This is a genomic window from Glutamicibacter creatinolyticus, from assembly GCF_006094275.1.
Classification (GTDB): domain Bacteria; phylum Actinomycetota; class Actinomycetes; order Actinomycetales; family Micrococcaceae; genus Glutamicibacter; species Glutamicibacter creatinolyticus.
The window spans coordinates 574,492-597,667 of the sequence record NZ_CP034412.1; the positions used below are offsets into that span (position 1 = coordinate 574,492).

At 67.9% G+C, this 23,176-nt stretch carries 18 protein-coding genes and 1 riboswitch; of the genes, 9 read left to right on the forward strand and 9 right to left on the reverse strand.

The genetic code is table 11. The features are described 5' to 3' along the window. The first annotated feature begins 140 nt into the window (after positions 1 to 140). Complete coding sequence (locus GcLGCM259_RS02685; RefSeq protein WP_246049709.1) at positions 141 to 1,289, forward strand: calcium:cation antiporter; 1,149 nt, start codon at positions 141 to 143, stop codon at positions 1,287 to 1,289. Positions 1,290 to 1,359: 70 nt separating this feature from the next. After that, positions 1,360 to 1,932, forward strand: a complete 573-nt coding sequence (gene purN, locus GcLGCM259_RS02690) for a phosphoribosylglycinamide formyltransferase (RefSeq protein ID WP_138925681.1) — start codon at positions 1,360 to 1,362, stop codon at positions 1,930 to 1,932. A 157-nt stretch (positions 1,933 to 2,089) separates the two neighbouring features. Here purN and GcLGCM259_RS02695 read toward each other — a convergent pair whose 3' ends face one another. Beyond that, a complete protein-coding gene (locus GcLGCM259_RS02695; protein ID WP_246049711.1) occupies positions 2,090 to 2,662 on the reverse strand; it encodes a phosphotransferase in 573 nt (190 codons plus the stop codon). Beyond that, positions 2,655 to 3,989, reverse strand: a complete 1,335-nt coding sequence (locus GcLGCM259_RS02700) for an MFS transporter (protein WP_138925682.1) — start codon at positions 3,987 to 3,989, stop codon at positions 2,655 to 2,657. The genes GcLGCM259_RS02695 and GcLGCM259_RS02700 overlap by 8 nt, the downstream gene beginning before the upstream one ends. Before the next feature lie 187 nt (positions 3,990 to 4,176). Between GcLGCM259_RS02700 and GcLGCM259_RS02705 the strand changes: the two genes are divergently transcribed. Both GcLGCM259_RS02705 and purH read left to right on the forward strand, forming a co-directional pair. After that, positions 4,177 to 4,899 carry a hypothetical protein gene (locus tag GcLGCM259_RS02705; protein WP_138925683.1) on the forward strand — a complete coding sequence of 241 codons (723 nt, stop codon included), beginning with the start codon at positions 4,177 to 4,179 and terminating at the stop codon, positions 4,897 to 4,899. 88 nt (positions 4,900 to 4,987) lie between these two features. Continuing rightward, complete coding sequence (gene purH / locus GcLGCM259_RS02710) at positions 4,988 to 6,658, forward strand: bifunctional phosphoribosylaminoimidazolecarboxamide formyltransferase/IMP cyclohydrolase (RefSeq protein WP_246049713.1); 1,671 nt, start codon at positions 4,988 to 4,990, stop codon at positions 6,656 to 6,658. A gap of 128 nt (positions 6,659 to 6,786) precedes the next feature. On the opposite strand, the gene GcLGCM259_RS02715 is transcribed toward purH, so the two are convergent. From GcLGCM259_RS02715 to GcLGCM259_RS02725, 3 genes are read right to left on the reverse strand one after another with little or no spacing between them, the layout of a single operon-like run. Next, positions 6,787 to 7,518, reverse strand: a complete 732-nt coding sequence (locus tag GcLGCM259_RS02715) for a GntR family transcriptional regulator (RefSeq protein ID WP_138925685.1) — start codon at positions 7,516 to 7,518, stop codon at positions 6,787 to 6,789. After that, positions 7,515 to 9,131 (reverse strand): 5-oxoprolinase subunit B/C family protein, encoded by a 1,617-nt coding sequence (locus tag GcLGCM259_RS02720; RefSeq protein WP_138925686.1) that lies wholly within the window; start codon positions 9,129 to 9,131, stop codon positions 7,515 to 7,517. Before GcLGCM259_RS02720 ends, GcLGCM259_RS02715 begins: the two co-directional genes overlap by 4 nt. Beyond that, on the reverse strand, positions 9,128 to 9,886 hold the full coding sequence (locus GcLGCM259_RS02725) for a LamB/YcsF family protein (protein ID WP_138173500.1): 759 nt from the start codon (positions 9,884 to 9,886) through the stop codon (positions 9,128 to 9,130). Before GcLGCM259_RS02725 ends, GcLGCM259_RS02720 begins: the two co-directional genes overlap by 4 nt. 366 nt (positions 9,887 to 10,252) lie before the next feature. Here GcLGCM259_RS02725 and GcLGCM259_RS02730 point away from each other — a divergent pair, with 366 nt between their 5' ends. Together GcLGCM259_RS02730 and GcLGCM259_RS02735 are read left to right on the forward strand one after the other, a co-directional pair. Then, positions 10,253 to 12,475, forward strand: coding sequence for an NADP-dependent isocitrate dehydrogenase (locus GcLGCM259_RS02730; protein ID WP_138173502.1), 2,223 nt, complete (start codon positions 10,253 to 10,255; stop codon positions 12,473 to 12,475). Positions 12,476 to 12,741: 266 nt separating this feature from the next. Beyond that, positions 12,742 to 13,548, forward strand: coding sequence for a nitrilase-related carbon-nitrogen hydrolase (locus GcLGCM259_RS02735; protein WP_138925687.1), 807 nt, complete (start codon positions 12,742 to 12,744; stop codon positions 13,546 to 13,548). 13 nt (positions 13,549 to 13,561) lie between these two features. Here the strand turns inward: GcLGCM259_RS02735 and GcLGCM259_RS02740 are convergent, their stop codons facing one another. Then, positions 13,562 to 15,232 (reverse strand): PucR family transcriptional regulator, encoded by a 1,671-nt coding sequence (locus tag GcLGCM259_RS02740; protein WP_138925688.1) that lies wholly within the window; start codon positions 15,230 to 15,232, stop codon positions 13,562 to 13,564. A 94-nt stretch (positions 15,233 to 15,326) separates the two neighbouring features. Here GcLGCM259_RS02740 and GcLGCM259_RS02745 point away from each other — a divergent pair, with 94 nt between their 5' ends. Both GcLGCM259_RS02745 and GcLGCM259_RS02750 read left to right on the forward strand, forming a co-directional pair. Next, positions 15,327 to 16,817, forward strand: a complete 1,491-nt coding sequence (locus GcLGCM259_RS02745; RefSeq protein ID WP_138925689.1) for an APC family permease — start codon at positions 15,327 to 15,329, stop codon at positions 16,815 to 16,817. A gap of 71 nt (positions 16,818 to 16,888) precedes the next feature. Continuing rightward, the gene (locus GcLGCM259_RS02750; RefSeq protein ID WP_246049715.1) at positions 16,889 to 18,547 is read left to right on the forward strand and encodes a flavin monoamine oxidase family protein; all 1,659 of its coding nucleotides are present in this window, start codon (positions 16,889 to 16,891) and stop codon (positions 18,545 to 18,547) included. Here GcLGCM259_RS02750 and GcLGCM259_RS02755 read toward each other — a convergent pair. The 3 genes from GcLGCM259_RS02755 to GcLGCM259_RS02765 all read right to left on the reverse strand — a co-directional run bounded on the left by GcLGCM259_RS02755 (position 18,544) and on the right by GcLGCM259_RS02765 (position 21,639). After that, positions 18,544 to 19,491 carry a 2-hydroxyacid dehydrogenase gene (locus tag GcLGCM259_RS02755; protein WP_217496551.1) on the reverse strand — a complete coding sequence of 316 codons (948 nt, stop codon included), beginning with the start codon at positions 19,489 to 19,491 and terminating at the stop codon, positions 18,544 to 18,546. The two genes, GcLGCM259_RS02750 and GcLGCM259_RS02755, sit on opposite strands and share 4 nt — an antisense overlap. A gap of 157 nt (positions 19,492 to 19,648) precedes the next feature. After that, positions 19,649 to 21,181, reverse strand: coding sequence for a deoxyguanosinetriphosphate triphosphohydrolase family protein (locus GcLGCM259_RS02760; RefSeq protein WP_138927147.1), 1,533 nt, complete (start codon positions 21,179 to 21,181; stop codon positions 19,649 to 19,651). Between the two features lie 53 nt (positions 21,182 to 21,234). Beyond that, the gene (locus GcLGCM259_RS02765) at positions 21,235 to 21,639 is read right to left on the reverse strand and encodes a hypothetical protein (RefSeq protein WP_138925690.1); all 405 of its coding nucleotides are present in this window, start codon (positions 21,637 to 21,639) and stop codon (positions 21,235 to 21,237) included. Between the two features lie 364 nt (positions 21,640 to 22,003). Further along, positions 22,004 to 22,094, forward strand: a riboswitch (SAM riboswitch). Between the two features lie 109 nt (positions 22,095 to 22,203). On the opposite strand from GcLGCM259_RS02765, the gene GcLGCM259_RS02770 reads away from it, so the two are divergent. Continuing rightward, positions 22,204 to 23,124 (forward strand): methylenetetrahydrofolate reductase, encoded by a 921-nt coding sequence (locus tag GcLGCM259_RS02770; RefSeq protein ID WP_138925691.1) that lies wholly within the window; start codon positions 22,204 to 22,206, stop codon positions 23,122 to 23,124. Positions 23,125 to 23,176 lie beyond the last annotated feature (52 nt).

Sequence of the window (23,176 nt, forward strand, 5' to 3'; positions counted from 1 at the left end):
CGATTGGCTCCCCGCAGCCCGCTGTTCTACCCTGAAGGCAGGCACATTGCCGTTTTTCCGGGCGGGACGACCCGTCCGCTCGCTCGACATGGGGACGACCCCATGGAATAGGTTCTGAACCCTTGCGTTCCACTTCCTTGTTGCGATCAATCGTCACCCCGGTGGCCATCCTCCGGCTCGTCCTTGGCTGGGGCACCTTCTTCCTGCTGCTCGGGCTGGGACGGTTCCTCGCCCCACCGGTGCCCGGCGGGCTGCTGGTGCTGGCCCTGTCAGTCATCGTCGCGGTCATCCTGCTGTGCTCCTTCGGGGTGGTGCACGAAGCCGAGCAGCTCGCGCGCCGGCTGGGAGACCCCTACGGTTCGCTGGTGCTGACCCTGTCCATCGTGCTGATCGAAGTCATCCTGATTTCCGCGGTCATGCTGGGCCCGGGCGATCATTCGACGATCGCCCGCGACTCGGTCATGGCGGTGTCGATGATCATCATGAACCTGGTGATCGGCCTGTCCCTGCTGGTGGGAGGCACCCGGCACGGGGCCATGGCCCCCAACCGCACCGGTGCCTCGGCCTACCTGGCGATGCTGGTGGTGCTCACCTCCCTGGCGTTCGCCCTGCCGGCGCTGATCGGCACCGGGGGCAGCTACACCACCGCGCAGGAGATCCCACTGGTTCTGCTCACCGTCGTGCTGTACGCCTACTTCCTGTACCGCCAAATGGGGGCGCAGTCCGGGGACTTCATTGAGGTGGACCCCACGGTGATCCAGCGCCTGGGGATTGGCGGAACCGAGGGCCAGGCCGGTGGGCAGCGGACCCCGATCGGTCAGCTGCTGGCCACCCACCGCACCGAAGTGCTGCTTCGGCTGGGACTGCTGGTCATCACGGTGCTGCCGATCGTGCTGCTCTCCCATGACATGGCCAGCCTGCTGGATGACGGCCTGGGCCGGCTGGGGGCACCGGTGGCTCTGTCCGGGATCCTGATTGCCATGATTGTGTTCCTGCCCGAATCCATCACCTCAGTGCGCGCCGCCCTGAACGGGGAAATCCAGCGGGTGAGCAACCTGTGCCACGGCGCGCTGGTCTCCACGGTCGGCGTCACGATTCCCGCCGTGCTGGTCATCGGCGTGCTCACCGGGCAAAGCGTCGTGCTCGGTGAATCCCCGGCAAATCTGCTGCTGCTTGGGTTGACCCTGCTGATGACCGTGGCCGGGTTCGGTGCGAAGCGGGTCACCGCCGTGCACGGGGCCGCCCACCTGGCGTTGTTCGTGGTCTACGGGCTGGTGGTGTTCGCCTAGCGGCCCGCTGCTGCGCCCGCCCGCCTTACCGGTGCCAGGCGGCGGGCGCAGCCACCGTAGAATTGAAGCCATGCGTATTGTGGTTTTGGTTTCCGGCACCGGTTCGAATCTCCAGGCAGTCATCGACGCGATCGCCAGCGGCGAGCTGCCCAATGTGGAAATTGCGGCGGTCGGCGCGGACAAGCACGGCACCCTGGGGGTGCAGCGCTGCGCGGATGCCGGGATTGAAACCTTCGTGGTGAACTTCAAGGACTATTCCGAGCGGGCGCAATGGAACCATGCGCTGACCGAAAAGTGCCTGTCCTACGCCCCGGACTACGTCATCTCCTCGGGCTTCATGCGCATTGTGAACGAGGAGTTCATCAATGCCTTCGAGGGCACCTACATCAACACCCACCCGGCACTGCTGCCGTCCTTCCCCGGCGCCCACGGGGTGCGTGACGCCCTGGCGTACGGGGTGAAAGTGACCGGCTGCACCGTGCACATCGCCGACACCGGGGTGGACACCGGCCCGATCCTGCGCCAGGAGGCGGTCGAGGTGCTGCCCGGGGACACCGAGGAATCCCTGCACGAGCGCATCAAGGTGGTCGAACGCCGGCTGCTGATCGCCACCCTGGCGGATTTGGCCGCCGGCAAGGCGTAGCCCGGTCGCACTATTCCGGCGCGTCCCACAACGCCCGGTAGGCGGCAATGCGCTCCCAATCCGGCGCCACCCCGTAGGCGCTGAAGAAGAGCTCCTCGTAGCCGGGGCCGAAGTTGATGTCCCAGCCGATGCTGTAGCTGGCAATCGCCAGGTCCGATCAGCGGTCCGCCACCCCCAGCAGCCCCAGGTCCACGTGGGCGGCAAAATCGCCGGACGAATCCAGCAGTGTGTTCGGCACGCACGGATCCCCGTGGCAGACCACCAACTGCTGCGGTGCCAGAAGCCGTGCCGCATGGGGCTGCGTCCAGCTGCCGGTGAACGGGCAGTCCTCGACCGGCCGGGTCTCATGCAGCCTTCGCAGGCCCCGGGCGATCGCGACGACGGCGGTGCGCGGCTGGGCGCGCCACCGCTCATCCACGGCGCTGGTGCCCGCAACCCCCTGGGTCAGCAGCCAGGATCCGGCGGATGTGGCTCCCTGACCGAGCACCAGGGGAACCGGGTGATACATCCGGGCCCAGCGCAGCCGCCGGGCCTCGGCCGCCAAATCCACCGCCCGCGCATCTTGCCGGTCAACCGGCGGGCGCGGCTGCCACTTCAGGTACAGGCACCGGCCTGCGGGGGCCAGCCGAAAGGTCGTCCCGCCCAGCTCGTTGCGCCATACCGGTTCGGCCCCGCCGTCCGCGGCCAGCCGTAGCAGGTGCTGCGGCAGGTGGGCGGGAAGTTCAGTCAAGCTCGCGGCCCTTGGTTTCCGGGGCCACCCGCGCCATGACCAGCAGGGCCAGCACCACCAGCACGGTCGCCCCGGCGAACAGGGCGCTTAGGCCCACCACCGGCCACAGTGCGGCGAACAGCAGCGGACCGAACCCGGCCGCCAGCCGGGACATGGTCGAGGCCCACCCGAACCCCGAGGCGCGCAGCTCGGTGGGGTACAGCTCCGAGACATAGGCGTAGAGCACCGGGATCGCCACCTGCACCACCATCCCGAACACCAGCACCCAGCCGATGGCGGCGGCCGGCACGTGAAGCACCTGGGCCACCAGCACCAGCACCAGGCCGGAGAGCGGCGCGGAAACGCCCAGCAGCCACTTGCGGCCCACCCGCTCAACGAGCAGGGCGGCGATCACCACCCCGAGCAGACCCATCAACGCCATCACCGCGGTGGTGAACAGGGCCGCGGACTGGGCCATCCCGGCCTCGGCCAGGATGGTGGGCAGCCAGGTCAGTGCCAGGTAGTAGACCAGCAGGATGGTGATGAACAGCAGCCAGCTGGTCGCGGTCAGTGACGGGGAATACCGCCACAGCGCCACCACCTGCTGCCACCACGGGGTGGGCTTGGCGTCCGGCATCTCGATCCGGTACTCGCGCACCTTGGCCCCGGTGCGGGTCACCAGGTCGTCAATCACCGCCCGCGCCTCGGACTCCCGGCCCCGGGAGGCCAGGTACAGCGGGGACTCGGGCACCTGGCGGCGCACAAAGTAGACCAGCAGCGCCGGCAGGATCATCACCACCAGGATCAGCCGCCAGTTCTCGGTCGTGGCAATCACGGCCCCGGAAATGAAGAAGGACAGCGCCGCACCCACCGGCCACCACCCGTCCATGGCGGTGAGCACCTTGCCGCGCAGCCGGGCCGGGGTGAACTCGCCCACCAGCGCATAGTCCACCGGGATGCAGCCGCCCAAGCCCACACCGGCCAGGAAGCGGAACGCCACAAAGAACCCGAAGTTCGGGGACAGCGCGCCCAGCACCGTGAAGACCGAGAACATCAGCAGGGTCGCCGAGAACGCCTTCTTGCGCCCATAGCGGTCCGCCAGCCCGCCCCAGATGAACGCGCCGATCGCCATCCCCACCAGGTTCGAGGTGCCCAGCAGCGCCGCGGTGGTGCGCTCCAGCCCCCACTCGGCGGCGACCAGCGGGATCAGTGCGCCGTTCAGGGTCACGTCCCAGGCGTCGAACATGAACCCCAGGCCGCCGATGATGAAGATCGAGCCCTGCACGGACCATTTGAAGGGCAGCTCCTGCACAATGCGGGCGCCGGAGGGGCGGGTAATGGTAGACACGGTCAAAGTCCTTCGGTGGAGGATGCGGCTGCGGAGGCAACAGGCAGTAGCCTACCGACACTGCCGTGGCTTCGGGCACATCGCTACGCCCGATTGCCCGGTGCGTCAAGGCCTACCGGTGGCCCGCCGAACGGGGTAATCTCTGGACATGGGAGTAGATTGGACCGCTCTCGAAGAGGCGCTACGGGTGTCCGCCCTTCGACACGCGGCGGAGATTTTGGAACAACACCCGACCCAGGACTTTTACGCGATTGCCCTGCACGGGGTCAGCAGCGAGGAGTCCGAGTCCATTGACATGCCCCTGCTGGCGTTGAACTCCATCCAGGCGCTGGAACGCGACCGGCTGACCGAAACCCGCGAACTGCTGGTGGCGCGCGGCGAGGACCTGGACGAGGACGAGGAATACGAGGACCGGGCGGACGCCGATGACTACTCCGGCGTCGAACCCGGGGACCGTGAAACGGAGGACGACTCCACCGACGGGCACGGGGCCGAGGACGAGGACCACGACGGCCAGGACCTGGACGATGTGCTGCAGGCGCTGGAAGCGGACCTGGAAGCCGACGACGATGACGGATTCTATTCGGACAAGTGGGAACCCACCGAATGGCACTGGTCCTCCATTGGGCTGGTGGAGGAGGTGGCCGCCGAAATCTGGAGCGACGCGCTGGCCACCCAGGCTCAGCGTGAGGGCTGGAGCGAAACCATCCGCGCCTACTACCGCACCATGGTCAGGGTGGCGATCGGGTTGCGTGATGCCCTGAACGAACGCACCAAGCTGGACCTGGTCACCTACGTGGCCGACGACGACCACGCCGAGACACTGCTGAAGCTGTGCCTCACCCCGGAACAGCTCAGTGAACATTTCCCCGACATCGTCCAGGACCAGACCCTGTCCGAAACATCCTGAAGGTTGACCGCACCCCGGGGCTAGAATGGTTGCGGCGGCCGCCGTGCCGCCGCAACCACAATGTCGCACTGCCCGGGAGACCATTTACGTGAGCAAGACCGCCCTAGACCGTGTAGCGATCCGTCGCGCCCTGATTTCCGTTTACGACAAGACCGGTCTGGAGGAGCTGGCCGCCGGACTGCATGAGGCAGGGGTGCAGCTGGTCTCCACCGGTTCAACGGCCCAGCGCATCGCCGCGGCCGGCATCCCCGTCACCGAGGTGGAACAGGTCACCGGTTCCCCGGAAATGCTGGACGGGCGCGTGAAGACGCTGCACCCGCGGATCCACGGCGGCATCCTGGCCGACCGCCGCGTGGGCAAGCACATGGACACCCTGGCCTCCATGGACATTGACCCGATCGACCTGGTGGTCGTCAACCTCTACCCGTTCGTGCAGACCGTCGCCTCCGGCGCCGCGCAGGACGACGTGGTCGAGCAGATCGACATCGGCGGTCCGGCCATGGTGCGTTCGGCCGCGAAGAACCACGCTGCGGTCTCCATCGTGGTGGACCCCTCCTTCTACGGGCAGGTCATCGACGCCGCCAAGGCCGGGGGCTTCGACCTGAAGACCCGCCAGCGCCTGGCGGCCAAGGCCTACGCCCACACCGCCGCCTACGACACCGCCGTGGCCTCCTGGACTGCCAGCCAGTTCCTGGACGAGGACGAACAGGGCCAGGTCCAGTGGCCGGCCTACGCCGGGGTGGCCCTGGAACGCGAAGCGGTGCTGCGCTACGGGGAAAACCCGCATCAGCAGGCCGCCCTGTACACCGATGCCGCCGCGCCGGCCGGGATCGCCCAGGCCAAGCAGTTGCACGGCAAGCCGATGAGCTACAACAACTACGTGGACGCGGACGCCGCCCTGCGCGCCGCCTTCGACTTCAGCGAACCAGCCGTGGCCGTCATCAAGCACGCCAACCCGTGCGGTGTTGCGGTGGCCACCCCGGGCGCCGCGGACCCGATCGCCGACGCCCACGCCAAGGCCCACGCCACCGACCCGGTCTCCGCCTTCGGCGGGGTGATCGCCGCGAACCGCACCGTCACCAAGGCGATGGCCGACACCGTCAAGGGCATCTTCACCGAGGTGGTCATCGCCCCAGACTTCGAAGATGAGGCCGTGCAGATCCTTTCGGCCAAGAAGAACATCCGCCTGCTGACCCTGCCGGAGGGGTACCGCCGCGCCGCCAACGAGTTCCGCCAGATTTCCGGCGGCATGCTCATCCAGGCGTCGGACACCATCGCAGCCGACGGTGATGACACGGCCAACTGGACGCTGGCCGCCGGCTCGGCCGCCGACGAGCAGACCCTGGCCGACCTGGCCTTCGCCTGGCGCGCGGTGCGCGCCGCCAAGTCCAACGCCATTCTGGTGGCCAAGGACGGCGCCGCGGTGGGCATCGGCATGGGACAGGTCAACCGCGTGGACTCCTGCAAGCTGGCCGTGGAACGCGCCAACACCTTGGGCGTGAGCGTTGAATCCGGGGCCGACGCCGCCGGCGGAGCCGAGAACGTGGACGGCGCCGAGTCCAAGAACCGCACCCGGGGCGCCGTGGCGGCCTCGGACGCGTTCTTCCCGTTCGCCGATGGCCTGCAGATCCTGATTGACGCCGGAGTCAAGGCGGTAGTCCAGCCCGGCGGCTCGGTACGCGATGAGGAAGTGATCGCCGCGGCGAACGAAGCCGGCATCACCATGTACTTCACCGGCGCCCGCCACTTCTTCCACTAGGTCCTGGCGCATCGCGGGCCCCCGCACGACCTGAATGACTCAGGCGGGCGGGGGCCTGCCGCGTCTTGCCGGTGCCTCCCGGGGATTTTGTGTCGGCAAGCCGCCGGTGGCGGCAGCGGAAACGCGCTTTAACCGCGTCGAGGGGCAGCGCCCGGCGCCGTGGCGGATAACCGTGAGAGCAGCTCGGTTTCGGCCGCTTCCAGGTAGCTGCGCAGTTCATCGGCTGCCGCGACCCGCTGCCCGCGATCGAGCAGTCCCACGACGTTCACATTGCCCTGCAGGTAGGTGCGATGAAAATCCGTGGTGCCCTGCGCCGACTGGAACGCCAACCGCATCCGGGCCAGCACGCGGTGCATCAGCTCCTGCAGGTGCCTGCTGCCTGACCCGGCAACAATCTGCTGGTGAAACCGCTGGTTCGCATCCGCGACCCCGACCGTGTCGCTGGCCGCCATCGCCTCCAGGCCAGAAACCACGGTGCGGTGCAGCTGGGCAACATTTAGGTCCGGGCCCCAGGCCACCGCCGCCGGTTCGATCATCCGGCGCACCGCGTAGATTTCACGTACATCCTCCGGCCCGGGAGAAGCCACGAACACCCCGCGGTTGGGGACCCGCGTGATGATCAGTTCGTTGTTCAACATCCGGAACGCCTCGCGCAGGGTGTTGCGGGAGATCCCAAAGGTTTCGGAGAGCGCCTTTTCCCCAAGCTTTTGGCCGGGAACCATCTTGCCTGCGGCGATGAGCGCACGCAGCCGTTCGGCCACCCACGCGCCGGTGTGCGCGTGAGCGGCCACCCCGCGTTCCAACAGGCCGTGGCAGGGGGCAGCATCCGTGGCGGCGGCTGCTTGATGGAGCTCGTTCATCTGCGCCCACCTCCCGTCCGCGGCATCGATGAGCCGGGTTCCAGCAGCACAAAGCGGATGGGGGCGCCGGGGGCGAGCTGAGCGGCCTTCGAGACGTCCTCATCGACCAAGGTCGCGATGACCGGATAGCCGCCGGTCACCGGGTGATCTGCCAGGAACAGCACGGGCAATCCGGAAGGGGGAACCTGAAGCGAACCGCGGACCATGCCTTCGCTTTCAAGCTCACCGGCGCGCAGCCGGACCAGCGGCCTGCCGCCCGCGGCATTGCTCAGGCGCAGTCCCACCCGGTTGGACTGGGCGCTGACTTCCCACGTTTGGGAAACAAGCCGTTCCAGGCCCTGCGGTCCGAACCAATCATCGCGTGGACCGGCCACGAGGCGCAGCCTAAAACATCCGTCCGGCTCGGGCTGGGGCAGCGTGGAGGGTTCGGCGCCGCCCACCGGATGGGTACCGCGGATCCTCGCCGTGGGCAGGCGCTCGCCGGGTTGCAGGGGTGCCGGTCCGAGGCCGGAGAGGGAATCGGTGGACAGGGAGCCCAGAACCCGGTGGCCATCAAAGCCGCCACGGACCGCCAGGTAGCTGCGAAGCCCGGCCGTGGCCGCGGAACAGCTCAAGGTTTCCTTGTCCCTGAGGATGAACGGCACGTTCATCGCTGCGGTGCGCATGCTGGTGTGATCCTCGGCTTCGCCGTGGATCTCGAGCCGCACCTCGGCCCCGCTGACCGCCAGCACCTGGTGGCCAATGGCCCGCACCCGCAGCGAACCGGCAAGGGTCTCGATAACGGGCGCACCGGGCAGGTTCCCGACCAGCCTGTTCGCCTGGTGCGCCGAAATCGCATCCGCAGCGCCGGAGGGGGAAACGCCAAGGTTGCCGGCGCCGCGGCGTCCTGCATCCTGGATCGTTGATTGCGGGCCGGGGCTGATGACTTCCACCCCCGACGTCACCTGTGGTGCCGGTGGCTGGTGGTTCGCGGCAGGAACGCTCAGTCGCAGTGCCGCGCGTTGCGGCACGAATTTCACCTTGTCGCCCGGTTGCACCAGGGCCGGGGGCGTGCGGTTCACGTCCCACATGCGGGTGTCGGTATGCCCGAGCAGCTGCCAGCCGCCCGGGGACGCCGCGGGGTAGATGGCCGAGTACTTCCCGCCCAGGGCAACCGCGCCGGCGGGCACCGTAGTTCGAGGCGTGCTGCGGCGTGGAACCTCCAGGGGCGTGCCCTCGGACTGCAGGTAGGCGAACCCCGGGGCAAAGCCGGTAAATGCGGCAGCCCATCGTCGTGAACTGTGCAGTTCGATCAGCGCTTCGGTGCTCAGGCCGAGCAGCTCGGCCACCGCGTGCAGGTCCGGCCCGTCGTAACTGACGTTCACCGTGATGAGCTCGCCTTCGTGCCGGCGGTCCAGGTCAAGATGCAGCGTGGGAATGACCCGGTACGCGTAGCCGGCATTGGGCAGGCAGTCGGTCCTGAGCAGCACCGTGCGCGCACCGGTTTGCACATCCTGCTGTCCTGGCAGGGGATGGGATTCCAACCAGGCGGTCAGCGCCATCGCGGACGCGGCATCGGACAGCTCCACGAGCACCGCTCGGGTGCCGGCAAAGTGGACGGCATCGATCGTCATGCGAAGCTCTTGATGTCTATCCCCGAGGACTCCAGCCCGGCACGCACCGCGGCGGCCACCGCCACGGCTCCGGCCGTATCCCCGTGAACACAGATGCTCTCAGCGGAAGTGCGGATGATGGTGCCATCGATGGCCCGGATGGTGCCTTCGCTGGCCAGGCGAATCATGTTCTGGGTGATGCGTTGGGGGTCATGCAGGACGGCAGCGGGATCCGTACGCGAAACCAAGGTTCCGTCCGGGTTGTAGCTGCGGTCGGCAAAGGCCTCGCTGACCGCCCGCAACCCAGAACGTTCGGCCTTGTCCAGGGCGATCGACCCGGGAAGCAGGAGCACGGGAAGGTCGCGTCCGAAGGCCCGTATCGCGTCAATCACCGCCTGGGCGTGCTCTTCATGGTGCACGATGGCGTTGTACAAGGCGCCATGCGGTTTGACGTACTTGACTTCGCTGCCGGCAGCCCGGGCCATGGCATCCATCGCCCCTAGCTGGTAGAGCAAGTCATCTGCCAGTTCGTTGCCCGGAACCTCAATGAAACGGCGGCCGAACCCGGCCAGGTCGTGGTACCCGACATGAGCCCCGATGGTGATGCCCGCCTTCGCCGCCTCGCGGCAGGTGTGGGCGATGGTGCGCGGGTCACCGGCATGGAATCCGCAGGCCACGTTGGCCGAGGAGACGGATTGGAAGATCGCGGTGTCATCTCCCATGCTCCAGCTTCCATACGATTCGCCCACATCGGAATTCAGGTCGATGTATTGCACTGCGATCCCCGTCTCTACTTGCCTCCGACCTTAACCATGCAGCAAATGACGGGATTGTTCAACAATCTGGTTGCGTGCTTGCTGCCGGGTTCTTCCGGCGGCAGTCCCGGGGCGTCTGGGTTGCTGTTATGCCCCTCCCATGGCGGGGTTTGCGAAAAAGCGGTTTGAGTTACGAGACCTTAACTTAAAGCGGGGATGCCGATCTCGGGCCGCCAGGCCCGACATTCCAGCGCAAAATCAAGGCAGTTCGCAGGGATAACTAGGCCACAAAACGTGTCGTGGAGCCCGAAATCAGGTAAGTTGGGAACGTTGAGTTTAGGGCGGTTAACCCCGCTTCCGCACGACGATCAGGGAGACGCCACACCTATGGCCAAGATTATCTACACCCACACCGATGAAGCGCCGATGCTGGCGACCCACTCGTTCCTGCCGATCGTCGAGGCCTACGCTTCGACCGCCGGGGTGGAGCTGGAAACCCGCGACATCTCGCTGGCCGGCCGCATCATCGCCAGCTTCCCGGACTACCTGACCGAGGAACAGCGCATCGCCGATGCCCTGGCCGAGCTGGGTGACCTGGCCAAGACCCCCGAGGCCAACATCATCAAGCTGCCGAACATCTCCGCGTCGATCCCGCAGCTGAAGGCCGCGATCGCCGAACTGCAGGCCGCCGGCTACGCCCTGCCCGATTACCCGGACAACCCGAGCTCGGATGAGGAAACCGACATCCGCGCCCGCTACGACAAGATCAAGGGTTCGGCCGTGAACCCGGTGCTGCGTGAAGGCAACTCGGACCGCCGCGCGCCACTGAGCGTGAAGAACTACGCCCGCAAGAACCCGCACTCGATGGGTGCCTGGTCCTCCGACTCGAAGACCAACGTCGCCACCATGGGTGCCGATGACTTCGCCTCCAACGAGAAGTCCGTGGTCATCGACAAGGACAAGAGCATCTCGATCCGCTTTGTCGCCGAAGACGGTGAAGTCAAGATCCTGAAGAAGCCGTTCAAGGTGCTGGCCGGCGAGGTCATCGACGGCACCGTCATGCACGTGGCGGCCCTGGACGAGTTCCTCAAGGACGCCGTGGCCCGCGCCAAGCGCGATGACGTGCTGTTCTCCGCCCACCTGAAGGCCACCATGATGAAGGTCTCCGACCCGATCATCTTCGGCCATGTCGTCAAGGCCTACTTCTCTGAGCTGTTCGACACCTACGGCGAGCAGCTGGAAGCCGCCGGGCTGAACCCGAACAACGGCCTGGCCGCCATCCTCGGCGGGCTGGACGAGCTGACCGACGAGGTCCGCGAGGGCGTGGAGAAGCTGATCGCCAAGGGCCTGGAAGAGGGACCGAAGCTGGCCATGGTGGATTCGGACAAGGGGATCACGAACCTGCACGTGCCCTCCGATGTGATCGTCGACGCCTCGATGCCGGCCATGATCCGCCTGGGCGGAAAGATGTGGGGCCCGGATGGCGAGGAAGCCGAAACCCTGGCCGTGCTGCCTGACTCCTCCTACTCCGGCGTCTACCAGGCCGTGATCGAAGACTGCCGCGCCAACGGCGCCTACGACCCGACCACCATGGGCACCGTGCCGAACGTGGGCCTGATGGCCCAGAAGGCCGAGGAATACGGCTCGCACGACAAGACCTTCGAGATGACCGGCAACGGCCACGTCCAGGTGCTGGACGAGTTCGGCACCGTACTGATCGAGCACCAGGTCTTCACCGGCGATATCTGGCGTGCCTGCCAGACCAAGGACGTTGCCATCCGCGACTGGGTGAAGCTGGCCGTCAACCGCGCCCGCGCCTCCCAGACCCCGGCGGTGTTCTGGCTGGATGAGAACCGCGCCCACGACGCGGTGCTGATCAAGAAGGTCAACGAATACCTCAAGGAGCACGACACCGAGGGCCTGACCATCAAGATCCTCTCGCCGATCGAGGCCACCAAGTACTCGATTGAGCGCATCCGCAAGGGCGAGGACACCATCTCGGTGACCGGCAACGTGCTGCGCGACTACCTCACCGACCTGTTCCCGATCCTGGAGCTGGGCACCAGCGCCAAGATGCTCTCGATCGTTCCGCTGCTGGCCGGCGGCGGCCTGTTCGAGACCGGTGCCGGTGGCTCGGCCCCGAAGCACGTACAGCAGCTGGTGAACGAGAACCACCTGCGGTGGGACTCGCTGGGCGAGTTCCTGGCCCTGGCCGCTTCCTTCGAGCACCTGGCCAGCAACTACGACAACGCCCGCGCCCAGGTGCTGGCCGACACGCTGGACGCCGCGACCGGTACCTTCCTGCTGGAAAACAAGTCGCCCAAGCGCAAGGTGGGCGAGCTGGACAACCGCGGCAGCCACTTCTACCTGGCCAAGTTCTGGGCCGAGGAGCTGGCCAAGCAGGACAAGGACGCCGAATTGGCGGCCGCCTTCGCCGACGTGGCCAAGGCACTGTCCAACGATGAGGAAACCATCCTCAGCGAGCTGGCCGAGGTCCAGGGCCACAGTGTTGAACTGGGCGGCTACTACCGTCCGGACGAGGCCAAGACCACCGCGGTCATGCGTCCGAGCAAGACCCTGAACGCTGCTTTGGAACTGCTGACCAAGTAGTCCCGGCGCGCTGAACCAGTGGAGGCACCAGCCATGGGCTGGTGCCTCCACTCGTTAAGGCGGATGCGCAACCATTCAGTGGCCCCGACATCCTGCACCAGCTGCCGGGTTCCGGGTCGGCCTGACCCGTCCGGGCTCCCAGCGAAACCAGCCATGGCTGGTGCAAAACATCCCGCGCCCCCGGGAAGCTGGGACTTTTTTAACTCGGCGGCATCGGTAACGACCCCTAGCCTTGAAGTAGTACTGACGAGGAAGTGGACATCACCATGCGACTGGCAATGCTGCAAGACACCGCGACCGTGCTGGATGGGGACGCGAACATTTCCCTGATCGCCCATGCGGCCGAGCAGGCCGCCAAGGCCGAAGCCGACCTGCTGCTGACGCCTGAGCTGTTCATTAGCGGGTACGCGCCCGAGCAGATCCTCCAGCGGCTTGTCCCCGAGCAGGCCGCGGCGTGGGGCCAGCGGATGCCCGAGGTGGCGCGCGCCGCCGGGATCGCGATTGCCTATTGCCTACCCGAATACGTTGACGGCCAGTGGATGATTGTCGGCTATGTGGTGGACCGGAACGGGGCCCAGCTGGCCCGCTATGTGAAGGTGCACCTCTACGGGCCCGAGGAGCAGCGGGTGTTCAAGCCCGGCACCGGCGCCCCGGCCCTGTTCGAGCTTGAGGGCCTGCGCATCGGGCTGATGATCTGCTTTGACGTTGAATTCCCCGAAACCGTACGCGCCGCGGCCGTTCGTGGTGCCGAGCTGGTCATCGTGCCGACCGCGTTGAGCGTGGGCAACGATCCGGTCACCGATTCGCTGATTCCGGCCCGCGCCATGGAAAACGGGGTCTACGTGGCGTACGCGAACCACAGCGGCATGGAGGCCGGACTGGAGCTCTCGGGGCACTCGGTGGTGGCGGCGCCCTCCGGCACCGTGCTGGCCGCCGCCGGGGCCGAGGCCGAACTGCTGATCACCGACCTTGAGGCCCGCCAGGTGAGCGACGCCCAGCGGATTACCCCCTACCTGGCCGAACTGCGCAACAACCTCTACCAGCGCTGGGGTGCCGAAACCCGGACGGACTAGCCGCTGGGCTGGACTATGTTCCGGTCTTGGAAATGAAACGCAGCGCCAGATAAAGCTCCTGACGCACCGCCGCCTCGGACAGGTCCACGCCCAACAGCTCGGCAATGGCGCTCACGTGCCGGCGCATGGAGTTGCGGTGCAGCTGCGCAGCGGCTGCCGAGGCATCCCACTGCCCGTTGGCATCCAACCAGGAACGCAGCACCCGCAAGTACAGCTCGCGGCGGGTCGCGGGCAGTTCCAGTAGCGGGGCGAGCAGGTCGTGGGCCAGTTGTCGAGCCGCATTCAGCGGCAGCAAGTCGGCGAAGGTGCTGCCCAGATCCGCGGCCCTGAGGCTGCGCTGCTCATCGAGCACCCGCCGCAGCAGCCCCGCGGCCTGCAGATAGGCCTCGTGCAGTTCCGCGCCGCGTTGCCGCCACCCGGCGGCGGACGGATCCAGGGCGCGGGAGACCGCCACCAGCATTCCCGCTTCCCGGGCGCGCAGCATCAGCGGGTCGTCGACCGGTTGGCGGGTGACCACGGCCAGCTGCCCATCCAGCCGGGCCACCAGCCGGGTGTCGAACAGGCTGCGGCAAAGCACCACCTGGTGATCGGGATCGGTGTCCCCGTCTTCCTGGCCGGCGGCGAGCACCACATAGAGCGGCTGCCTGGGGTTTCCGCCCACCGCCGCGTCAAGCAGCTCATCGGTGCGCCCCGATTCGGGGTCCTGCCCGGTGATTCCCAGCACCAGCAGCGTGGCCAGCTGGGTCGCGGCGAAGGAGCCAACCAGGCGCTGATGCAAGATGACCTCCAACAGGCTCAACGCCGTACCGGCGATGCTGCGCACCGCGACCGACGGGGGTTCGGCCAGGGAGAGCACCAGGGTGCCGGTTCCCGGATCCGGACGCTGGCTGGCGGCATCCCTCGGGCCGGGGGAGGCCGTGGGCTGGCGGGCCCGCAACGGGTAGACCAAGTGCGTGGCCGCCCCATCGCTGAGCACCTCCAGGCGTGCCGAACGATGGGAGGCGAGCTTGTGGCGCACCGCGTGCAGGGCATCCTCATCGGGTAGCTCCACGCTGCTGCCGCGGGCCACATGGCGCAGGCGGCCATTGGGGTCCAACAGCTGCACGGCCGCGCCGATGCGTGGGGCCAGCTCCTCGATCAGCCTCGTCTCGGGCCGGTCGCGGTCCAGGGCGCGCAGCAGCGCCCGGTTCGCCTCGGCCACATCCTTCATCATCCGCGCGGTGTCACTGCGCAGCAGTTTGGCGAACGTGATGCCCAGGTGCGCGAACGGCACGGAAACATCGATCTGCCACAGGCTCAGTCCGTGGCGGCGGCAGGCGGCGCTCAGGGCCGCAGGCACGTTCTGGAAATAGGGTTCGGTGCCAAAGCCCAGGGCGCTGGCCCGGGCACCAACCAGTGCGGCCACGTAGTCATCGATCCGCCGATCGCGCTGCGGCCCGGCCGGCACGTCCAGCCATTGGGCGCCGGTGGTCAGCACCAGTTCGTGGGGGATCAGGTAGGCGGTGGGGTCGGCCAGGTCGCTGGGCTCCACCCAGTGCAGCGGGGCGTCCCCGCCCTCCACCACGACCTGCACCCCGCCGCGGATTTCGCGCAGGAAGCGGGCCACCGTCAGCCCTTCCCAGGGCACCCCGGCGTCTTCAGCCGCAGGTGCGCGATCCAACCAGTTCGGTGCATTTTGTCCCATGTGCTCAAAGTTTAGTTCAAATCGGCTAGGGTTGAGATGCCGCTCACAGACCTAGTCTGGAAAGCGATGGATGAACAGCTACGCAAGGAACATCATGAGTACACCGAGCGGCTTGACCAGGTCCCCACGCCCCACGCTGACGGCGCAGCTTCGACGCCGTAAGTCGATTTCCCACATGGTGGAGTCAGCCCACGCCGACAACGGCGGCGGGCAGCTGAAGCGCACCCTGGGCGTTTTCCAGCTCACCATGATTTCCGTGGGTGCCACCCTGGGCACCGGCATTTTGGTGATCCTTGGCCAGGCGGTGCCGATCGCCGGACCGGCGGTCTTCATCTCCTTCTTGCTCGCCGGTGTCACCGCCCTGCTCTCGGCGGTCAGCTACGCGGAAATGGCCGGCATGGTGCCGGTCTCCGGGTCCAGCTACTCCTACTCCTACGCCACCCTGGGCGAGGGCATCGCCTGGGTGTGCGGCTGGTGCCTGGTGCTGGAGTACGCGGTCTCGGTGGCGGCCGTGGCGGTGGGCGCCGCCGAATACGTCAACGAAACCCTCAGCGTCTTCGGCCTGGAGCTGCCTGCCGCCCTGGCGGCAGGACCCAGCGAGCCAGGCGGAATGGTGAACCTTTCGGCCCTGATCGTGGTCGGGCTGGCCACGATCCTGCTGATCCGCGGTGCCCGTGAATCGGCCCTGGTGAACACCGTGGTGGTCATCATCAAGACCGGCATCCTGGTGTTCTTCTCCATCGTTGCCTTCACCGCCTTCAACGCCGGAAACTTTGAACCGCTGCTGCCCATGGGCGCGGCGGGGGTCACCGGCGCAGCCTCCATCGTGTTCTTCTCCTACATCGGCTTCGACGCCGCCTCCACTGCCGGTGAGGAGGCCCGCAACCCGAAGCGGGACCTGCCCCGGGCAATCCTGTGGTCAATGGTCATCGTGACCACCGCGTACGTGCTGGTGGCCGTCACCGCCGTCGGTGCGCGGCAGTGGCAGTGGTTCGAAGGCTCCCAGGCCGCCCTGGTGCAGATCATTCACGAACTGACCGGCCAGCAGTGGATCGTGCTGCTCTTTGCCGCCAGCTCGGTGCTGGCCATCGCCTCGGTGGTGCTCACCGTGCTCTACGGGCAGACCCGCATCCTGCTGTCCATGTCCCGCGACGGACTGGTGCCCGGCATCTTCTCCCGGGTCAACGCCCGCACCGGCACCCCGATCGCCGGCACCGTGATCACCGGGAGCGTGGTGGCGCTGACGGCCGCCTTCATCCCGCTGGGACAGCTGGCCGAGGCCACCAGCATCGGCACCCTGTTCGCCTTCGCGCTGGTCAGCGTCTCGGTGATCTACCTGCGCCGCAAGCAGCCGCTGGCCACCCGCACCTTTAAGGTGCCCTTCTACCCGCTCACCCCGATCCTGGGCGCCGCGGCCTGCCTGTTCCTGATGAGCCAGCTGGCTCCGGTGACCTGGCTGGTCTTCGGGCTGTGGATGTGCGTGGGCATCGTGATCTACTTCGGCTACGGCCGGCGCCACTCCCGGCTGGGGCAGCTGAGCAAGCAGCAGTACATCGACGCCCACCTGAACCGGCCGGCCGACTAGGTTTTGGCGGGCCGAACCGCCCACGACTTTTCAATCCCAACGTTTCACGCACGACCAAGGAGCAACACCGAATGAGCCTGAGCATGCTCAACCCCGACTTCCCCTTCAGCTACGACCACTACCTGGCCGGCGCCGAGGGGCTGGGCCAGATTCCCCGGGAACATCACGGCACCGAGGTAGCCGTGATCGGTGCGGGGCTGTCCGGGCTGGTCACCGCGTATGAGCTGATGAAGCTCGGGCTCAAGCCGGTGATTTTCGAGGCCGACCAGATCGGCGGGCGGCTGCGCACCGCCTCCTTCGCCGCCGCCCCGGAGGTCACCTGCGACCTGGGAGGGATGCGTTTCCCGAGCACCGGCAAGGCGTTCTACCACTACATCGACAAGCTGGGCATCGACACCTTCGAATTCCCCAACCCGATGGCCGGGCCCACCCCCTCCACGGTGATCGAGCTGAAGGGGGAGAAGGTCTACGCCGAACGACCCGACCAGATGCCCGCATTCTTCCACGAGGTCGCCGACGCCTGGCGCCGGGCGTTGGCCGAGGACGCCGACTTTGAACGGATGCAGCAGGCCCTGATCTCCCGCGACACCGCGAAGATCAAGGAGCTGTGGGACCGGATGGTGCGTGAACTGGACGAGGAGACCTTCTACGGCTTCATCGCCAACTCGGCGGCCTTCAAGGAAGCCGGCTTCGAGCACCGTGAGGCGTTCGGCCAGGTCGGATTCGGCACCGGAGGCTGGGACACCGATTTCCCTAACTCGATCCTGGAAATCCTGCGGGTCGTGTACACCGACGCGGATGACAACCACCGCGGCATCACCGGCGGGGCGGCGAAGCTGCCGCACGCCCTGTGGAACCACGCGCCCCAGGACCTGGTGCACTGGCCGGCCGGCACCAGCCTATCCTCGCTGCACCACGGGGCACCGCGCGGTGCGGTCTCCCGGATCGTGCGCGGGCAGGGCCACGGCCCGCACGGGCAGCGCATCGCGGTCACCGAGAAGCACGGGCGGACCCAGGAATTCGATGCGGTGGTCTCCACCACCCAGTCCTGGCTGCTGTCCACCGGCATCCACGTGGAGGAGTCCCTCTTCGAACCGAAGATGTGGACCGCGATCGAACGCAGCCACTACATGCAGTCCTCCAAGACCTTCGTGATGGTGGACCGGGCGTTCTGGAAGGACAAGGACCCCAAGACCGGCCAGGACCTGATGTCCATGACCCTCACCGACCGGCTGAACCGGGCCACCTACCTGCTGGACAACGGCCCGGGCAAGCCGGCGGTGATCCTGCTGTCCTACACCTGGAACGATGACGCGCTGAAGTGGCTGTCCCTGGATGCCGAGCGCCGCACCGAGCTGATGCTGCACTCCCTGGAGCAGATCTACCCGGGCCTGGACATCCGCAGCCACATCGTGGGCACCCCGATCACCGTCTCCTGGGAGGCGGACCCGAACTTCATGGGCGCGTTCAAGGCCAACCTACCGGGCCACTACCGCTACCAGCAGCGGCTGTACACCCACTTCGACCAGCGGGGGCTGCCTGAATCGCAGCGCGGGATCTTCCTGGCCGGCGATGACATCTCCTGGACCGCGGGCTGGGCCGAGGGCGCGGTGACCACCGGGCTGAATGCCGTGCACGGGGTGATGCGCCACTTCGGCGGGGACAGCTTTGCGGCGAACCCGGGCCCGATCCACTTCCTGGAGGAATACGGGCCGATCGCGCTGGACTAGCGGATCCGGCCCTGGGGGCTGGCGGCCGCGGCGCGGATCATGTTTCGTGCTTCGGTCCCGGCCGCCAGCGCCTGGACCTGGGTGAGCGCCAGGTCGTAGACCAGCTCCATCACCCGGTGGGTGTTCCCGCCCACGTGCGCGGTGATCAGGCAGCCCGGGGCCTGCCACAACCGGTGGCCGGCCGGCAAGGGCTCGGGGTCGGTGACATCCAGGGCCGCGCGCAACCGCCCGGCCTCCAGCTCGGCCAACAGGGCGGGGGTGTCCACCACGGCGCCGCGGCCGATATTCACCAACAGCGCCCCGTCACGCATCCGGGCCAGGAACCCCTGGTTGACCAGCCGCTGGGTGTCATCGGTGTGCGGCAGCGCCACGATCACCACTTCGGCGTGCGGCAACAGCGAATCCAGCTCATCGACGCCGTGGACAATCGTGCCATCGGGCAGGGTGCGCGCCGTGCGGGCCACCGGCAGCAGTTGTGCTGGTTTGAAGGGCAGCAGCCGTCGCTCGATTTCCTGGCCCACCCCGCCGTAGCCCAGCAACAGCACCCGGGCCCCGTGCAGGCTGCCGCCCCAGGTGGGTTCCCAGCGCTGTTCACGCTGGCGGTGCACGGCGGTGTCCACCCCACGCAGCGCGGCCAGGACCAGGGCCAGGCAGTGCTCGGCGGTCGCGTCCTCGATGGCCCCGCGCGAGTTGCTCAGTCCCACCCCGGCGGGCAGGTGCTCCAGCACCCACTCGTAGCCGATCGACATCAGGTGCACATGCTCCAGTCCCGGAATGCGCGAGACCCTGGCACGGTGCTGCGGGTTGCGGGGCCGCTCGGTCACCAGCACCTGCGCGGGCGGGGCATCCGCGGCAGTGTCGTTCAAATGCCACACGATCGGCTCGACCCCGGGCAGATCCAGGCGGCGGGCCAGCTCGTTGGAGGGAACAAGAACACGCAACACCAAGGTTCATCCCGTCGTAGAAGTCAGGGGCCTGGCTTGGACCCAACCCCAGACCATTCTTGGCACAAGCCCTGCCGCCGCGCCAATCCCCGCAGGCAATGTGACCGACAGGGGCTGCCTGAAGGTTGGGCGCGTTCGGCAGCGACCGGGCCGGGTGCTAGAGTCCGCGGCCCACTTCCCAGATCCCTTCCGAGGTTCCGGTCAGCAGCGCGTTGACCGACACCGCCTGCGCGTCGGTGAAGGAGGCGATATAGTCCACGATCGCCCGGGCCTGGCCCAGGCGCTGGACCTCTCCGTCCCCGGCCGGCCCAAAGCGCTGGGGCTCCATGGCCCGCAGCTGGCGGTACTCCTCGGTGGCGGCCTCCACCGAATCCAGCAGCCGGCGCGGGGCGCGGGAGGCGTCGTCGGGGTCATTCAGCCAGGCCTTGAACCCCTCGGCCAGCGAGGAGATGATCCGGGTCTGCCCGCGCTGGTAGACCGCCAAATCCGAGCGGTCCAGCACGAAGCGCGAGTGCACGAACTTGAGCACCACCACATCATGCCAGGCAGCGTCCGCGAGCCGGACGTGGCCGCTGCGGACCACCGGGGTGCGTTCCACCGCGATCGAGGCCTGCAGCCGGTCAATCCAGCGCCGGGTGAAGCCGGTGACCGCCCGGTCCGCCTCCAGCCCGCCGTTGTACGGCACCGCCAGCAGCCCCTCCACCAGGTCGTGTTCCACCCGTTCCACCGAGTCGCGGAACGCCTCCGGGCAGGCGACCCACGGGTCCTTGGCCAGCAGCCGGCGCCAGGTGCGCTCCAGCGCGTGACCCGGGCGGCGCAGGTCCAGTTCCCCTTCGGGGATCTCGGCCAGGGAGCGCGAATGGTTCAGCCAGGCCCGCAGCTCGGCGGAGACCGTGGTGTACTGCAGCACCCCGGCCCGGTAGAAGTCATCCAGGTCGTGCACGGCATAGGCGATGTCGTCGGCGATGTCCATGACCGAGCATTCCAGGGTCTGCTGGTGGGTGGCGATGCGCGGGAACACGGAGAGCACATCGTGCATCTCGGCGATCTCGATGTCATAGCAGGAGAACTTCGCCGCCCCGGCCCCCGAATGGTTCCCGGCCCCGCGCGGCAGGTCCTGCGGGGAGCGCAGCGGCTGGTTCAGCCATTCGTTGCGCGACCACGGGTACTTCAGCACCCCGGCGCGCACCGCCCGGGTCAGGTTCAGCCCGCGGGCGGTGGCGTCGCAGCTGTCCAGGGCGGTGAGGATGCGAAAGGTCTGGGCGTTGCCCTCAAACCCGTCGGGCAGCCCCAGGCTCTGCCGCGCCACCCGGTCCAGCTCCTGCTCACCCAGGTGCCCAAACGGCGGGTGGCCCAGGTCGTGGGCGGCGGCCGCGGCCTGCACCACCACCGGGTCGCAGCCGCCCAGCTCCTCCACCAGCTGTTGGGTGCGCGGATCCGAGTTGCGCAGCCCGATCGCGATCGAGCGGGCCACGGCCGACACCTTCAGCGAATGGGTCAGTCGGTTGTGCACCACGGTGCCGGCCCCGGCCTGCGGGATCACCTGGGTGACCGCGGAGAGCCGGGAAAAGTAGGGGGAGAAGCGGATCCGCTCAATGTCCACACGGAACTCGTCCTCATCGGGGCGTGCAGCTTCGCTGATGGCGCGCTCGCGCCCGCCGCTTAGGTGGGTCTTCTGCCTGGCATTCATCGTAGTCACCAGCCTAGATGATGCACCGGCCGCAGTCCGGGAAGCGTGCGGGTTCATGCCCCGGCCCGCCGATCCAGCGGGCGGGCCGGGCGGCGCAGCAGCAGTGCACCGAGGGTGAACCCGATGTACACCAGCGCGGCCAGGAAGGACTGGGTCCCGAAAAACCAGCTCAGCTGCCCGTACCAGCTCAAGAGCACACAGCCGGTGGCGGTGAGCACCACCAGCCCGGCGGCCGGCCAGCGCCGGGGCAACTCCTCCAGCACCCGGCCCTGCACTGCCAGCAGCAGCCCGTAGACCAGCAGGCAGGCCTCGGTCAGCGCCAGCAGGCCGCTGACCGTGCCGCCGTACTGCACTTGCTGGCGCAGCGGCTGCAGGAGGCGCGAATACAGCATCGGCAACACCAGCGAGGCGACCAGGCACAGCACCACGGTCAAGGACAGGCGGATTGCGGTGTACATTGCGGCTCCTTGGCACCGGTTCGGCCACTGCGCCCGCGGCCCCTGCCGGCGCACGCAGTGGCCGAAGACTTTCATCCTTTCCCGGAGTGTATGTGATCGGCCGGGCTTTGGCACGGGCCGCACGGCGTGTCATCACCGCGTCACACAAAGCCGCCCGGCGCAACACTTCAGCGGCCCTGCCCCCCGGTGCGCCCCCGGCAACCCGGGGAAAACCGGTCACCGCCCGCGCGTCACACTGCGGGGGTAAGAATCGCGTCATCTTAACGTTCACGCGTCACATGACGGGGTGGGACGGCGGATGACGCGGCGCGGCCCGGCGTGCTTGCGCCGCCGCCGGGCCCTGGCGAACGATGGAATCACCAACAACCCATCAAGAGCGGCTAAGAGATCTGGCTCGACGACGCCGCAGCAACCACCGGGAAACCGAAAGGTGCTAATGCCAGAAACGATGGAGCAGTACCGTCCGATCCGCCCCGGCCGCCGCGCCGGGCCCGGCCGCTGCCGGGCGCACCCCAGGGTGCGGGTCACGGTGCACTGCCTCGTCGCTGACACGAGGAGGAACACATGCCCGGTTCGGTGGCCCCACCGTCCCTGTCCTACGAGCTCTACCCGCCGGTGAACCGCGAGGTGGCCGAGTCGGTCTACCACAGCATCGAGCAGCTGGCCGACACCAGCCCGGACTACGTCTCGGTCACCTATTCGGGCACCCCGGCCCGCCGCGCCCAGTCCCTGGCGCTGATCGAACACCTCGTCACCCAGACCAAGCTGCGCCCGCTGGCGCACCTGACCTGTGTGGGGGAGTCGGCGCAGTCGCTGCGCGTGCTGATCCGCCACTTCATCGCCCTGGGGGTGCGCGGGGTGCTGGCGCTGCGCGGTGACCTGCCGCAGGACCCGCAGGGCTGGCGCGGTGAATTCCCGTTCGCCCGCTACCTGATCGAGCTGATCCGCCAGGTGGAGGACGAACACGCCGCCTCCCTGGCCGGAGGCCGGCTGGGGGTGGGGGTGGCCTCCTACCCGCACCGCCACCCCGAGTCCCCGAGCTTCGAGCACGACATCGAGGTGCTGCTGGGCAAGCAGCGCTCCGGGGCGGACTATGCGATCACCCAGGTCTACTTCCAGCCCGAGGACTACCGGGGACTGCTCGCCGCGGCCCGCCGCGCCGGGGTGTGCATCCCGATCATCCCCGGCATCATCCCGCTCAATTCGCTGCGCCGGCTGAACCGGCTGGCGGCGCTGACCGGGGTGCAGCCGGACCCGATCCTGGCCCACGCGCTGCAAAGCGCGACCAGCGACGCCGAACGCCACCGCATCGGGGTGCGCTGGGCGGTGGACCTGGCCCGGGCGGCGTTCGATGACGGGGCCCCGGGGCTGCACCTGTACACGTTCAACGACCACCGCGGCAGCCTGGACGTGATCGAGCAGCTGCAGCTGCCCGGCGCCCGCAGCACCTTGGCCCAATCCTGGGCCGCCCACAGCGGGGCCTAGGCGCCCGCTTCCACCGACGAACCACCGAATTGCCCAACGACCCGGCCGGGCA